This is a genomic window from Sphaerisporangium sp. NBC_01403 (genome assembly GCF_045040145.1).
Classification (GTDB): Bacteria; Actinomycetota; Actinomycetes; order Streptosporangiales; family Streptosporangiaceae; genus Sphaerisporangium; species Sphaerisporangium viridialbum.
The window spans coordinates 2,978,293-2,991,894 of the sequence record NZ_CP109534.1 but is presented as its reverse complement, the minus strand read 5'-3'; the positions used below and the strand labels follow the sequence as shown (position 1 = coordinate 2,991,894).

General features: G+C 69.8%; 15 protein-coding genes. 8 read left to right on the top strand and 7 right to left on the bottom strand.

What is annotated here, in order from left to right; translation table 11 throughout:
* Nucleotides 1-29 precede the first annotated feature (29 nt).
* The 3 genes from OG589_RS13560 (at nucleotide 30) to OG589_RS13550 (ending at nucleotide 2,868) form a co-directional block, all read left to right on the top strand.
* On the top strand, nucleotides 30-503 hold the full coding sequence (locus tag OG589_RS13560; RefSeq protein ID WP_405149111.1) for a MarR family winged helix-turn-helix transcriptional regulator: 474 nt from the start codon (nucleotides 30-32) through the stop codon (nucleotides 501-503).
* Nucleotides 504-678: 175 nt separating this feature from the next.
* A complete protein-coding gene (locus OG589_RS13555) occupies nucleotides 679-2,265 on the top strand; it encodes an MFS transporter (protein WP_405149110.1) in 1,587 nt (528 codons plus the stop codon).
* A gap of 255 nt (nucleotides 2,266-2,520) precedes the next feature.
* Nucleotides 2,521-2,868: a recombinase family protein gene (locus OG589_RS13550; protein WP_405149109.1), complete on the top strand. Its 348-nt coding sequence runs from the start codon at nucleotides 2,521-2,523 to the stop codon at nucleotides 2,866-2,868.
* A gap of 147 nt (nucleotides 2,869-3,015) precedes the next feature.
* On the opposite strand, the gene OG589_RS13545 is transcribed toward OG589_RS13550, so the two are convergent.
* On the bottom strand, nucleotides 3,016-4,305 hold the full coding sequence (locus OG589_RS13545; RefSeq protein WP_405149108.1) for a serine hydrolase domain-containing protein: 1,290 nt from the start codon (nucleotides 4,303-4,305) through the stop codon (nucleotides 3,016-3,018).
* 35 nt (nucleotides 4,306-4,340) lie between these two features.
* On the opposite strand from OG589_RS13545, the gene OG589_RS13540 reads away from it, so the two are divergent.
* Together OG589_RS13540 and OG589_RS13535 are read left to right on the top strand one after the other, a co-directional pair.
* Nucleotides 4,341-4,613 (top strand): hypothetical protein, encoded by a 273-nt coding sequence (locus tag OG589_RS13540; RefSeq protein WP_405149106.1) that lies wholly within the window; start codon nucleotides 4,341-4,343, stop codon nucleotides 4,611-4,613.
* A gap of 174 nt (nucleotides 4,614-4,787) precedes the next feature.
* Complete coding sequence (locus OG589_RS13535; protein WP_405149104.1) at nucleotides 4,788-5,108, top strand: hypothetical protein; 321 nt, start codon at nucleotides 4,788-4,790, stop codon at nucleotides 5,106-5,108.
* A 100-nt stretch (nucleotides 5,109-5,208) separates the two neighbouring features.
* On the opposite strand, the gene OG589_RS13530 is transcribed toward OG589_RS13535, so the two are convergent.
* Both OG589_RS13530 and OG589_RS13525 read right to left on the bottom strand, forming a co-directional pair.
* Nucleotides 5,209-5,406 carry a hypothetical protein gene (locus OG589_RS13530; RefSeq protein ID WP_405149103.1) on the bottom strand — a complete coding sequence of 66 codons (198 nt, stop codon included), beginning with the start codon at nucleotides 5,404-5,406 and terminating at the stop codon, nucleotides 5,209-5,211.
* Nucleotides 5,403-6,029, bottom strand: a complete 627-nt coding sequence (locus tag OG589_RS13525) for a helix-turn-helix domain-containing protein (RefSeq protein ID WP_405149101.1) — start codon at nucleotides 6,027-6,029, stop codon at nucleotides 5,403-5,405. The genes OG589_RS13530 and OG589_RS13525 overlap by 4 nt, the downstream gene beginning before the upstream one ends.
* 205 nt (nucleotides 6,030-6,234) lie before the next feature.
* Between OG589_RS13525 and OG589_RS13520 the strand changes: the two genes are divergently transcribed.
* Both OG589_RS13520 and OG589_RS13515 read left to right on the top strand, forming a co-directional pair.
* Nucleotides 6,235-7,242 carry a tyrosine-type recombinase/integrase gene (locus OG589_RS13520; protein ID WP_405149100.1) on the top strand — a complete coding sequence of 336 codons (1,008 nt, stop codon included), beginning with the start codon at nucleotides 6,235-6,237 and terminating at the stop codon, nucleotides 7,240-7,242.
* A gap of 55 nt (nucleotides 7,243-7,297) precedes the next feature.
* Complete coding sequence (locus OG589_RS13515) at nucleotides 7,298-7,624, top strand: hypothetical protein (protein WP_405149099.1); 327 nt, start codon at nucleotides 7,298-7,300, stop codon at nucleotides 7,622-7,624.
* Nucleotides 7,625-7,917: 293 nt separating this feature from the next.
* Here the strand turns inward: OG589_RS13515 and OG589_RS13510 are convergent, their stop codons facing one another.
* From OG589_RS13510 to OG589_RS13495, 4 genes are all read right to left on the bottom strand, one after another.
* Nucleotides 7,918-8,676, bottom strand: a complete 759-nt coding sequence (locus OG589_RS13510) for a nuclease-related domain-containing protein (RefSeq protein WP_405149098.1) — start codon at nucleotides 8,674-8,676, stop codon at nucleotides 7,918-7,920.
* A gap of 366 nt (nucleotides 8,677-9,042) precedes the next feature.
* Nucleotides 9,043-9,996, bottom strand: a complete 954-nt coding sequence (locus OG589_RS13505; protein ID WP_405149097.1) for a sigma-70 family RNA polymerase sigma factor — start codon at nucleotides 9,994-9,996, stop codon at nucleotides 9,043-9,045.
* A 10-nt stretch (nucleotides 9,997-10,006) separates the two neighbouring features.
* The gene (locus OG589_RS13500; protein ID WP_405149095.1) at nucleotides 10,007-11,233 is read right to left on the bottom strand and encodes an NAD(P)/FAD-dependent oxidoreductase; all 1,227 of its coding nucleotides are present in this window, start codon (nucleotides 11,231-11,233) and stop codon (nucleotides 10,007-10,009) included.
* Between the two features lie 363 nt (nucleotides 11,234-11,596).
* Nucleotides 11,597-12,145 carry a GNAT family N-acetyltransferase gene (locus tag OG589_RS13495; protein WP_405149094.1) on the bottom strand — a complete coding sequence of 183 codons (549 nt, stop codon included), beginning with the start codon at nucleotides 12,143-12,145 and terminating at the stop codon, nucleotides 11,597-11,599.
* 91 nt (nucleotides 12,146-12,236) lie between these two features.
* On the opposite strand from OG589_RS13495, the gene OG589_RS13490 reads away from it, so the two are divergent.
* A complete protein-coding gene (locus OG589_RS13490; protein ID WP_405149093.1) occupies nucleotides 12,237-13,334 on the top strand; it encodes a protein-L-isoaspartate(D-aspartate) O-methyltransferase in 1,098 nt (365 codons plus the stop codon).
* The last annotated feature ends 268 nt before the right edge of the window (nucleotides 13,335-13,602 follow it).

Below are 13,602 nucleotides of genomic sequence, written 5' to 3'. Positions count from 1 at the left end.
AGGTATCTGAAGGTATCTATTGTGTGGGCATGCCCGCCTCTAGTGCGTCCTTCCAGGACACCGACCGCGTAGCCTCCGTGCTCGTGGCGATCCTGCCCGCACTGAACAGGGCTCTTGAGCGGCAGGTTGCCCGGGAGTTTTCTCACCCCAGGCTCCCGGAGGGCCAGCTCGCGCTGCTGTGGCTCGTCGAGGAGCGCGAGGGGATCACGGTCCGCGAGGCTGCTGACGCGCTTCTGATGAAGCCGAACAACGCCAGTGCCCTGGTCTCCCAGCTCACCGAGCTGGGGCTGCTGGAACGCAGGCAGGACACCGTCGACAAGCGGGTCGCCCATCTGCACCCGACGGCCACGGCCCGGCAGCGACTCGCCGAGGCCCAGCAGCTCAAGGAAGCCCACGTCGCGCGCGCTCTCTGCGCTCTCACCGACGGGGAGCTGGGCGCCCTCGGCGCGGCCACGGGTGCGCTGACGTCCCTGACCCGGCATCTCCACCCCACCGCCGACTGATTCCACGCCCTGTCTCCGTACAGGAGCCAGGTCCGCGTGCTGCGTACGCAGACCGAGCCGTCGGCCGATGGCGGTTTCCGACGTTGCTGAACGATGCCGCGCGCCCGCTGCTGCGACGCAGTCACCGGTCCGTCTCTACGAAGACCTGAAGTCATCTCACAGACAAGGCACTTCCATGCCCTCCACCCCGGTGGAACACGCCGCCCTGCCCGAACACTCTCCGCCGGACACCCCGCAGGGTAGGCGCTCCAACCCATGGCTGACGCTGATCGCCGTCGCGATCGGTCTCTTCATGGTCAATCTCGACGGGTCCGTGGTGTCGATCGCGAACCCGGAGATCGGCCGTGACCTGAACGCGTCCACCGCCGACCTGCAGTGGGTCACCAACTCCTATCTCATCGCGATGGCCGCCGCCTTGATCCTGGGCGGCAAGCTCGGCGACCGCTTCGGGCGGCGTATGTACTACATGCTCGGTACCGCCGGGTTCACCCTTGCCTCGGTCGCGATCGGCCTGGCCGGGTCGATCGAGGGCGTCATCGCCTTCCGCGCGGCGCAGGGCTTCTTCGCCGCGCTGCTGATCCCGAACACGCTCGGCTTGCTGCGCGCGGTCTTCCCGCCGAAGAAGTTCGGCATGGCGGTCGGCCTGTGGGCCATGGTGGCGTCCTGCTCCACCGCGCTCGGCCCGATCGTCGGCGGACTGCTGGTCGAACACGTCAACTGGGAATCCGTCTTCTCCATCAACGCCCCTATCGGCATCATCGCCCTCGTCATCAGCGCGCTCGTGCTGCCGCAGAGCAAGAATTCCACGGGCCACCACCGCTTCGACATCCCCGGCGTGATCCTTCTCGCGCTCGGCCTGGTAGCACTGGTCTTCGGCGTGATCAAGGGTGAGACGTGGGGCTGGACTTCCGGGAGAACGCTCGGCGTACTCGTCGCGGGCGTCGTCATCCTGGTGGTCTTCGGATGGTACGAGACCCGCGTCAGGCATCCGCTGCTGCCAATGCGGCTGTTCCGCAGCCCGGCACTCACCATCGGCACGATCGTCACCGCGATCAATTTCTTCGTGCTGCTCGGTGTGATCTTCTTCCTGATGATGTATCTGCAGAACGTACGCGGCTTCACGCCAGTCGAGGTGGGCGTGCGCACCCTGCCGCTGAGCCTGGCCACCGTGGTCGCGTCGCCACTCGGTGCGGCGCTGACCGAGCGGTTCGGCGCTCGCCTGTCCATGCCGACCGGCATGGTGCTCCAGGCCGTCGCGTCCTTCTGGATGCTGACATGGGACGCGCATTCCCCGTACGCCGCCATGTGGCCACCGTTCATCGCGCTCGGTCTTGGCGTCGGGATGGTGATGTCCGCCTCCTCCGACGCGATCGTCGGCAACGCGCCGGTCAGGGACGGGGGCGTGGCGAGCGGTCTTCAGGCCACGTCGCTGCAGATCGGCGGGGCGCTCGGCACGTCCGTGCTGGTCTCCCTGATCAGCAGCCGGGTCGGCTCGACACTCACGGGTGAACTGACCCGCGCCGGGGTTCCAGCCTCCGCGGCAGGCGGCTTCGAGAAGGCCGCGGACGCGGTGGCGATGGGCATTTCGCCGGTCTCGGACGGCATGGCCGCGCAGTTGAAGGCCGCCGTCGTCGAGGGCAGCGGCAGCGCGTTCATGAACGGTGTCCACTCAGCCGTGCTCCTCACCGGCGTACTGTGCATCGTGGGCGCGGTCCTGGCCATGGCCGGCCTACGACGCAGCCCCGAAGGCGCTCGCCACTGAGAACTGACGGGCCGGATGTGGCCCCGCCGGGAGACGCGGCATCACACGGAGTCAGCGTCCTCGCATCCGGCCGGGCCGGATTGGCTGCGAGGCGCGGCGGCGGACGGGCCGGCGGGTGGTGCTGGCGGTGCGGGCCAGGTCCAGGAGGTGGGCGCGCTCGTGGTGAAGCGGTACACCGACCCGGCGGCAGACGCTGTACGACCACGCGTGGGAGATCCGGGACGCCTACGGCTACCACCCGTACGAGGACGCCGAGTGGGGCTCCTGGCGCTCGGCGTGCCGCAAGACCGGATCTACATCGACCGCGGCTTCTCCGGAACCACCCGCCGCAACCGCGCCGGCCTCGACCAGACCCTGGCGGCCGTGTGGGACGGGTCGATGTTCACCGTCACCAAGTTCGACCGGTTCGCCCGCAACATGGCCGAAGCCAACGACCTGCTCACCGACCTGTCCAGCCGCGGCGTCCACTTCGGCCTCGGCGCATCCGTCTACGACTGGAGCGACCCGTTCGGCCGGCTGTTCCTCCAGACCCTCGCCATGCTCGCGGAATTCGAAGCCAACATCCACCGCATCATCCACGGAGCCCAAGAAAACCCCAGGTAGAACGCGGGATCACTGCCTACTCTGCCCCTCGCCGTAGCTATAGGAGTACCGAGCCGACAAGTCCCGGATCGCTAGATTCTTCCGCAGATCCATTCGACGATAGTGAGGGTCCCGCCTCCTACGCTGTTCGTCTGGACCGGCGAATGTTCAGGCTGGGATTCGTCCGGCAGAACGAACGTCGACCCGGCCCGTGTGCAGGTAGCGGGCACGGCCCGTACCGTCGTCGCCCAGGAACGCCACGGGGCCGTGACCGGGCTCGACGGGCAGCAGCGCATCACCGCGCCAGGCGACCAGCTCCGTCTGGTACGGCTCGTCGCCGAGCTCCGCCGTGATCCCGAGGGGAACGTAGTCGAGCCACAACCGGCCCTGGCCGTCCTCGCTCACCGTGGTCTCGTTCGTGCTCGACAGATAGGTGCCGGCGCAGCGCCGGGCGTTCAGGCGCGCCGCCGGATCCGGGACCGGCTCCTCGGGCGACTCGAGCACCCGGTCGATGATCTCCTTCATCAGCGGCTTCCGGTTCCCGCCGTTGGTGAAGATCGCCACGGCCAGATCGCGGCCGGGGTCGACGCGCAGGACCGCCGACTGGCCGATGGTGTTGCCATCGTGGCCGAAGACCAGGCCACCCGGCAGGTCGTACAGCGCCCAGCCCAGGCCCCAGGCCGTTCCCCAGCCGATGTCCGGCAGGACGACCTGCGGCTGCCGCATGTTCTTGAACGTGCCGTCGGCGAGGTGCATCCGGGCGAAGGCCAGCAGATCCCGGGGGGTCATGGCGAGCATCGACCCGGCGGGGGCGTTCGAGCGCGCCATCGCCCAGAGCCGGCTCGGAGTCCGGCCGAGGTGGCCGACCGCCGCGCGATGGATGATCGCCTCGTACGGGTCGTTCGCCGCCTGGGTCATGCCCAACGGGGTGAACAGGTGATCGCGCATGCACGCGTCGAACGGCTTGCCCCGCACGACCTCGACGATCCGTCCCAGCACGCAGTAGCCCGCGTTGTTGTAGGAGAACATCTCGCCGGGCTCGAAGACCTGCGGCACGTCCGCCAGGAGGTCCACGTACTTCTCCAGGCAGTCGTCGCCTTTGCCGGTGTCGGTGAAGACATCCCCCTCGAACCCGGAGGTGTGGCACAGCAGCTGGCGAACGGTCGCCTCCCTGAACCCCGGAAGGTACGTCCGCACCTGCGCGTCGAGGTCCACCTGCCCCTCGCCGACCAGCTGCATGACCAGGGTCGCGGTGAGCACCTTGGTGACCGACCCGATCTGGAACACCGAGTCGACCGTCGCCTCCACCCCCGTGGCGGTGCTCAGCACCCCGGCCGCGGCCTCGACCGTCTCCCCACCTGCGCTGATGGCGACGGCCACCCCCGGCACACCGTTCTCCGCCGACAACTCCGGCAGCCGATCGCGCAGCCACGCCCCGATCTCATCCAGCTCAGTCATCCGACCAACTGTAGGCCGCCCGGCCCCCTGCCCGTTTGTCCGCCTCGACCATCCTTCAGACCCTCGCCATGGTCGCGGAATTCGAAGCCAACATCGGGCACCAGCGCACCCGCGAGGGCATGGCCCTGGCGAAGAAGAACGGCAAGCTCAAGGGCAAGCAGCCCAAACTCCCCGAACCGGCGCGGCGCTCGATCCGCCGCCGCTACGCCGACGGCGAGGTCTCTCTCGCCGACCTGGCCACCGAGTACAGCGTCGGCCGCTCCACCATCCACCGCACCATCTACGGAGCCCAAGAAAACCCCAGGTAGAACGCGGGATCACTGCCTACTTGCGGCCCGCCGTGGCTATAGGAATGCCGGGCCGTCAAGTGCGGTCGGGTGGTAGAAGGGCGTCGGCTGGGGTGTGGGTGGCGGCCCAACTGGCGAGGAGCTTGAGGGCGTCGTCGTCGGGGTGCCGGGCGGCACACCGAAGACCACATCGTCGTGCACGGCTACGTGGTCGGCATGGACGGCCAGCTCCCGCAGATGTGGGTGTTCTTCGAGCACATCGAGCCTGCGCTGGTGTTCGGCCGCGCCGGGCGGATGTCCGGCTATGACATCAGCGGCTACGGCGTGTACGAGGCCGCGCGGGAGGTCCGCTACGACGAGCGCAGCCAGCGCGAGGTCCACACGCTGTACGTCGCCGGCGAATCGCTGGACCGCCGCGACGGCGAGGCGAAGGTGTTCAACCGGTGGGTGCGCGGGTGCGATCCGGAGTCATCGCAATTCGAGCCGCCCCGCCGCCAGGCCGCTGGCCCAGGATGAGAAGTCGTGCGCCTTAGCGCTAGGTAAGGTGATTGTCTGGGAGAGAGACCCAGCCGATCTCCGTGGCAAGAGCGTTCGGCTGAGTCCCCGCAACGGCCCCCTAAAGGGGGCCGTTCTCCTTGATCATCTGAATTAGGAGCGAGATCGCCTGCCCAACGCAGTGCACTCCGATGATGATCAGGTTCGTGCGGTCGTCGCCGTGCTTACGACGCCGCTTCCGATAACCCCGGTTCAATGTCTTCATCCACCTCCCTTCCTTCAGGCGGGCCGGCACTGCGTCGGTGAGGGCGTGCTTCACAGGGCATCCAGCCATCCGGCGTAGGTCCTCATGTCGTAGCCCTCTCGCCGACGTCGATGCTGCTCTTCCTGATGCGGCCGCCCGTAGCGCCACCAGAGGGCGTCCCAGGCGGCCATGGCCGCCTCACCCTCACCGCAGGCCTGCACGATGGCGGCCACCATCTCCGGTCGTGCGCTCCGTTCCCCCCGTAAGACGGCGCCGACCGTCGATCGCCGCAGTCGTCCGTTGGAGTCGTGGGCGAGCTTCCGCTGAGAGATCCCGTGCTGGCTGAGCAGGTCACGGAGCGCGCTGAGGAAGTCGGTGTAGCTCGCTATCCCGTTCGGAGGTCCTCCCCCGGCCTTGCTGACCCGGCCCTTCCGCCTGAGCGCATCCGCGGCCTTCCACCGACGCATCGCCAGGTCGACATCGGCTCCCAGTACCTGGGCTATCTGCTCGATGCGGTGACGTGGGGGGACCTCACGGCCGGAGAGCGCCCGGGACACCCTCGACCGTTCGTACCGGATCAGAATCCCCAACCGGGCATGGCTCATCCCGGACGCTTTCAGTCGTTCACGCAAGGGTGTGACCATGGCGCGCAGGACCGGCTCATACTCCGCCGCCCGGAGGTTCATCCGACCGCTCACGCAGCCCTCCTAACTCCTGCCTCGGGACTATGTGTCAGCCCGGATGCACCGAGCATGTGGGGTTGACGTGCCTGATGTCGAACGGAGGAGACCGCCGTTGTGCGGTTTTGGCCACAAACCCTCTTTGACTTCGTGCCCGCGAATCAGGCCAGGTCAAAGGGCCTCATAGAAGAAGCCGTGCTTATTCCGGCCGCGCCTCCGCCGGATGCCTTCCCACGCCGCCCGCCCCCGCCGGGCCCGCGGCGACGGCGGCGAGGTGCCCGGCGCCGACGTCGACACCGCCGACGCGCTGCCCGAGGCCGAATGGCGCACCGTCGCCGCCTGGCTGAAGGCGGGCAAGTCGGCCACCACCCGCCGCGCCCGGCTGGCCGACACCGCCGCCTTCCTGCGGTGGCTGGCCGCTGAGGCCCCCGGTGCCGGGTTGCTGGCGGTGAGCGAGGACCACCTGGTGCACTACAGCGACGGCCTGGCCACCGGGACCGCGCGCGCCGGCCTTGCCCGCCCCGGGGTTCCGCTCGCCCCGGCCACCGTGGCCCGGCGACTGTCCACCCTGTCCAGCCTGTACGGCTACGCGGTGCGCCGCCGGATCATCACCGCCAACCCGGCCGACGTCGTGGAGCGCCCCGAAGTCTCCGCCATCGGCACCACCCCGGCCCGCACCGTGGAGGAAGCCACCGCCCTGATCGACGGCGCCGAGGCCATCGCCGCGCGCTATCCGGCCGACGCCGCCGCGGTGGCGCTGCTGAGCGTGTGCGCGGTGCGCGTCGGCGAGCTGGTCGCGCTCACCGTCGGCTCGGTGGCCGTCGATGCGGGGCACACCGTCATCGTGTTTCGCCGCAAGGGCGGCAAGACCGACCGGATGCCCGTCCCGCCCCGGGTGCGCGCTCTGCTGCAGTCGCTGCTGGCCGACCGCTCCCCCGGCGAGCCGCTGCTGGTCCGCGACGACGGCCGCCCGTTCGACCGGTGGCGTACCACCACCGCGCTGCGCAGGGCCGCCACCGCCGCCGGCGTCGACCCCGCAAGGCTCACCCCGCACACCGCCCGGGCCACCGCCGCCACCGTTGCCCTGGATGCCGGGGTGCCGCTCGCCGACGTCCAGGAACTGCTGGGCCATGCCTCCCCGGTCACCACCCAGCGCTACAACCGCGGACGCCGCAAACTTGACTCCCACGCCGCCTACCGGATGGCCGCCCTCCTGGCCGGTGGCAGCTGATGCCCGGGCCAGCACGGCATGGCCACCCCGGCGACGGACCTCAGGCGGGCCTCCGGTGACGGGCGTGCATGAGGCCCTGGCCGTCATCGCCGCCTCCGCGCGGGCGGCCTACGACGGCACGCACCTGCGGGTCCGCTCCTCGGGCATCGTCCACCAGGTCGCGATGACGCGATGGCTAGGTGGAGAACTTATGCCGGGCCCGGCGTGCATGGTCGGAGTTAGCGGCTGGGATCCGGGCGCCGCTCACCCCGACCGCGGCGAGGTCACCTGCAGGCGATGCCCGAAGCTCAACAAGCTCGAACCGGCGATCGATCAAATGGAACTCTTCGACCTCCCCGGCCTGGACCGGGCACCGGCGCCAGAGCAACTTCCCGCCTGGTAAGCCGGTTCCTGAGCGCAGTATGTCCGGTAGTACAGCCCCGCCACTCTCTGGCCGGGCGACCCCGCGCCGGGCCGTGACCGGCGAACTCGCCGACCGCCTGGCCGCCCTGGCCGCCGGCACCCGCCCCGGCCCGGAACCCGCGCCCATCGGCCCCGGCCCGGCGCACCCCGCTGGAGGCTCGCTTGGCCGCCCTGGCCGACGGCCACCAGCGCAGGACTTTCCCCGCCTCCCGCGCCCCGCAGCGGCCCGCCGCGCCGGCCGGTCACCCTCTGAGCAGGGGCGCGTGGAGCGGCTCAGCCGCCCGCGTTGGTGTAGCGGGGGAAGGCGACGTCGAGGAGCTCGGCCAGCGCCGCCGCCTCGGTCACGTCGAGCACCTGCGGCGCGTTGCGGATCCAGCGGCGGACCGCGCGGGCCCGCATGAGCATCACGCCGCCGACGACGAGCGGGCCGCCCCACCGTGGCAGCCGGGCGCCGTGCACGGCCACGAGCGCCTGAACGCGGACGGGCCGACCGGTCACCCGGGCCAGCGCGGCGGTAACAGCAGAGGTCTCGAACTCACAGGCCCGCACGAGGGAGGTTGCCGGGCAGCCGCCGATCCAGAGCTTTGCGCCGTGGCCGGAGATGCTCGTACGGCGATGCCATGCCTTGCTGTCGACGACCCAGACGCCGGAGGGCCCGATTACGAGGTGATCGATGTTCGCGCGGGATCGGGGGATGGCGCGGTCGTGCATGACGGTGTATCCCTCGGCCGCGAGCGGCGCGAGGAGCCGCCCGGTACGGCGTTCACCGCCGGCGCCTTTGCGCCAACTCGCCGCGCTCGACGTCCGGTAACAGTAGGCCCAGTCTCCCGCAGCGACGCTCAGGCCGAAGATGAGGCCCGTGCGCCAGTCGAGCAGGACGCCGACGAGGAGCGCCGGGGCCGCGGCTTTGACCGCGCGCCAGATGAGCCGCGAGCGTCGGGTGAGAGCGAGCTCGGCGCGGTACTGCTCACGGGCCGAGGCGCCGGCGACGTCGCGGCCGCGCTCGCGGGTGTGGTGCTCGTGGGTGGCCATGGGGCGACTCCGGGAGCGTGGGGGGAAGGCCTCTTACGGTACGCGGGCCGGGCGACATTTTCCGGACGATCCCGCCGACCGCGCCGTGATCGGCGCGCGGCCTGAGCGGGCACCGTGGACATTGCACATAGCTCGTCTCGATCCACGCTAAGGATCAGGTCACCGGCCGCCATACGGTGTGCAGGAAACTACACACGCCGGCGCCACCGATCGTTCCATTCCTCCCCGAGGGCCGTTTCAGATGTCGAGCCGTTTGCAACAACCCATGAAGCGCGAAGAACCTGGACGATCGTCGGGCGGCGCGGTGTTTCACGAGTGACCACCTATGAAACGCGGGCGCTGCGCCTGGCCGCAGTCGGCGTCGGGTCACCACTGGCTGATGAGTGGCGTGTCCGGTCCGTGCTGCCGCCAGGCTTCGGTGAGGCGGACAAGGCGGGTGGGGGCGGCGATGCCGCGCACGGTTGCGATCTTGCCGCCTGTGATGTCGAACGTCACGGCGCCGATGACCTGGTCGCCGATCACGAAGAGGATGGCGGGGGCGCCATTGACGAGCGCGTAGTGGATGGCGGGCGTGCCGCCGGCAAGTCGCCGCTTCGCGGGTGTGGGTTTGAAGCCGGCCCGTACGACGGCGGCGATGCGCTGCGGAGTGTCGTACCGCAGCAGCTTCTCGGCCAGGCCGGCGACGTCGGAGATCGCGGTCGCGTCGTCGGTGAGCAGCGCCACCAGCCGTTCGGTGCGGCCCGAGGAGGCAGCGGCGAGAAATTCCTCGACGACCCTGCGGGCGGCTGCCGGGTCGACTTCGCCGCCGCCGCGGCGCGCGGCGGTGATGCGGCGCCGGGCCCGGTGGAGGTGCTGCTGGCTCGCGGACTCGGTGATGTCGAGGATCTCTGCGATCTCGGCGTGGCTGTAGGAGAACGCTTCGCGCATGACGTAGACGGCCCGCTCGAGGGGCGACAGGCGCTCCATGAGCGTCAGCACGGCCAGGGAGACCGATTCGCGCTGCTCGAACGAGTCGGCCGGGCCGAGCATCGGGTCGCCGTCGAGGAGCGGTTCGGGCAGCCAGGCGCCGGCGGTGCGTTCGCGGCGGGCTCGCGCCGAGCGGAGCCGGTCGAGGCACAGGTTGGTGACGACCTTGGTCAGCCATGCTTCCGGCACCTTGATCCGTTGCCGGTCCGCGGCCTGCCAGTGCAGGAACGCATCCTGCACGGCGTCCTCGGCGTCGGCGGCGGAGCCCAGCAGCCGGTAGGCCAGTGAGGCCAGCCGGTTCCGGCTGGCCTCGAACCGGCTGGTGTCGAAGCGATCCGTGGTGGTGCTGTCCACGTGGACCACCCTAGGCGGCAACGCGACCGCCTTCTCGGCGGGCGACCGCCTTCTCGGCGGTCGCGTCCGGCGCAGCGGCCAGGGGGTGCTTGCGCTTGGGCATGCCGAAGGTCGGGTGCGAGGTGGCCCACAGCGACATCTTGAGGATGCCCGCCTTGATCCGCGCGGGCTTCCGGCCGCCCATGTACTTCGGCTTTGCTTGCCCTTCGTCGTCGACCATCTGCAGGATCCCGTCCCGCCGCCCGAGGCTGATGTGGTTGTACGTGTAGACCAGCTTGGTGTTCGCGATCTTGCGGCCGGTCAGGCGTCCCACGATCGCCTCGATAGCCTGCCGGCCGGTGTAGCCGGCCGAAGCGCAGGACATCGGCAGCGGCCGGCCGTTGTCGCCGATGGCGTAGGCGCTGTCACCGATGGCGTAGACGTTCGGGTGCGAGACCGACCGCATGGTGCGATCGACGACGATCTGACCGTTCTCGGTGACCTCCAGCCCGCTGGCGGCGGCGATGGGGTTGACCGCGAACCCGGCCGTCCACACGGTTGCGTCGGACGCCAGGGCGGTGCCGTCGGCGCACAGCACCCGCGTCGCTTCGACGGCTTCGACGCTGGTGTGCTCCAGGACGGTGATGCCCAGCCGGTCGCAGGCCTGGCGCAGGTGGCTGCGGGCCCCGGCGGAGAGCCGAGCGCCCAGCTCGCCGCGGGCGACCAGCGCCACCGACAGGCCGGGCCGGGATTCGGCGATCTCGGTGGCGGTCTCGATGCCGGTCAACCCGTCGCCGACGACCACCACACGCCCGCCTTCGCCCCGCCTGCCCAGGCTGTCCAGGCGCTCGCGCAGGCGCAGCGCCGAGGGCCGGGCGGCGACGTCGAAGGCGTGCTCGGCCGCGCCTGGGACGGCGCGGTCGGCGCCGTGGCTGCCGAGCGCGTACAAAAGCGTGTCGTAGCCGAGTTCGCCGCCGCCGTCGGCATCGGCCACGGCGACGACCTGGCGCTCGGGGTCGACGGCGGTGACGCGGGCCACGCGCAGCCGTATCCCCGGGCCCGCGAAGACGTCGGCGAGCTTCGGAGCCTCGATGTCCTGGCCGGCCGCCAACTGGTGCAGCCGCATTCGCTGGACGAAGTCCGGCACGGCGTTGACCACGGTGACCTCGGTGTCCGCCGGGGACAGTCGGCGGGCCAGGTTCCCGGCCACGTAGGCCCCGGCATAGCCAGCGCCGAGGACGACGATGCGGTGCTTCATGTGATGCTCCTGTCGGTTCGCTTGCTCCCGGTGACTTGAGCGGAACAGCGCCCCGATCGCTGACAGGAACTGCATGTGGCATGGGTCACAGAGCGGCAGGAGCGCCGCCCAATGATGCTCGCGACGCCGAGGCGGCGCAGATGCAGGCCGAGCTGAACGAGGTGATCTGCCGATCACCGTCGACATCGACGTCATGCGCGCCAAGCGAAAGATGTCCGTGCGAACTCGCCGAAACATCCGCATCAGGTCGTAGGCGCGGACCTGGTTGGTGATGAGCGATCCGGCGACGCGGGGGCTGTACGCGGCGTGGCGGCAGATGGCCGACCGCCTGGAGGAGGCACACCACCCCTTCCGAGCACGAGCTCAACCAGACGGCGTGACCGAGGACCACACGCCGAACCACTGCTCGGCGCCGTACTCCTCCAACCGCTCCACCTCGGTGAACCCCAGCTTCGCCGCGAGGCGCATCGAGCGGTCGTTGGCGGTCTGGGTGCAGAGCACTACCGGCTCGCTGGGAAGCGTGGCGGCGAACCAGTCGAGTGCCGCCGCGCACGCCTCGGTGGCGTACCCGCATCCCCACGCCTCCGGCAGGAACATGTAGCCGAGTTCGGCCTCACCGCCATCCGGACGGACGTGACCCGGACGCTCCGCGTCGCGCCGGTCGAGCGTGATGATGCCGATCATCGCTCCGTCCAGATCGACCACGAAAAGGCCGGGGCGCCGCTTGGGCACCTCAGGCACCGCACGCTCGAACTCATCACGCGGTCGAGGGCCACCAATGTAGGTGCCCACCTCTGGCGAGGTGAACAGCTCGATGATCGCCGCACGGTCCCGGGCCTCGGGCTCACGGAGCACGAGCCGCTCGGTCCGTATCTGGGCAGGTGGCCAGGCAACGGATCCAAGCTCGGTCATGGCGGGCAACCTATCGCACGCCCGCCGAGCAACACGCGCTCTCACAACTCACGAACAAAGCCACGGCTCCTCTTGCTGGCCCCTCGGTATCGTGGCCAACGAGGGCCTGGCTGCCCCCCGCCACCAGTTCGTCCCCGCCTGGTGGCAGTGGAGCGGCGGCCACTGGGAGGTGCAGTACGGCCCGGCCGACGAAGCGGCCTGGCTGGACGCCGCCTACCGGGACCGAACGCTCGTCACCAAGATCGGCACCCTCCACGCCGACCAAGCCAAGGCGCATGACGAGCCGAGGCGCATGACGAGCCGACCGGACGGCCCACCTCCTCCTCCACGCTGCCGGGCCTGGTCCTGCAGATGTACCCGGCACGCCAGGATCGGCGACAAGCACACCATCCTCGACGTCGGCACCGGCACCGGCACCGGCTACGGCACCGCTCTGCTGTGCCACCTGTTCGGCGATGAGCAGGTGACCAGCATCGACGTGGACGACTACGTGACCTCCGTCGCCGCGTGGCGACTGGCCGAACTCGACCACAGCCCGCGAATCGCGCCGATGGTCGCCACCGGGGAGATCCCGTGGACGTTCGACCGGATCGTGGCGATGGTGTCGGTACGGCCCATCCCCGCATCGTGGTTGACCGCGCTCAACCCCGGCGGCCGTCTGACCACGACGATCAGTAACACCTCGCTGATCGTGTCCGCCGTCAAGACCGACGACGGCGGCGCGGTCGGTGTCGTCGAGCGGGACTGGGCGATGTTCATGAAGACCAGGACCGGCGCCGACTACCCGCCGGGCCTGGCCGGCCTGATGGAGACCGCGCGCACAGCGGACGGTGAGCACTTCTCGATCGGCCGGTTCCCCGTCATCGACATCGAGGAGAACGCCTGGGAGCTGCGTTCCATGCTGGAGGTCATGGCCCCCGGCATCGAGCACAACTACCGCGAGACCGGCGACGCCCGGATCGCGCTCATGGTTCACGAAGACGGGTCATGGGCGCGTGCCGAGCAGATCGGCCGGGAACTCCCGGCCGTGCACCATGGCGGACCCCGCAGGCTGTGGGACGTGCTCGACGAGGCCCGCGACTACTGGCTGCAGAACGGCATGCTGCCGCTGTACGGCGCGAACGTCCGCATCACCCCGGACGGGACGATCCAGCTGCAGCGCGGCCGGTGGAAGGTCACCATCAGCTGACTCTGTGCCTCCCCCGACATCTAGTCAGGGGCAACTGTCCCCTGTGAATAGCCATTACTACATCAGCGCAGTTCAGCAGCATAAGGAAGCATTTTGCCCATGTCAGCCCTTCCTGGGCATCAGATCTACGACGTGTGATCTAGAATCAGGGTGTTCCGTCGCCGTTCCGCCAGATCACGAAAGACAGCAGAACCACGACGAAAGCTGATCAGTCTCTATGATCATTCCTCCCGAGACCCCGCGATGGCGCGATTACCTTGCGACAGGC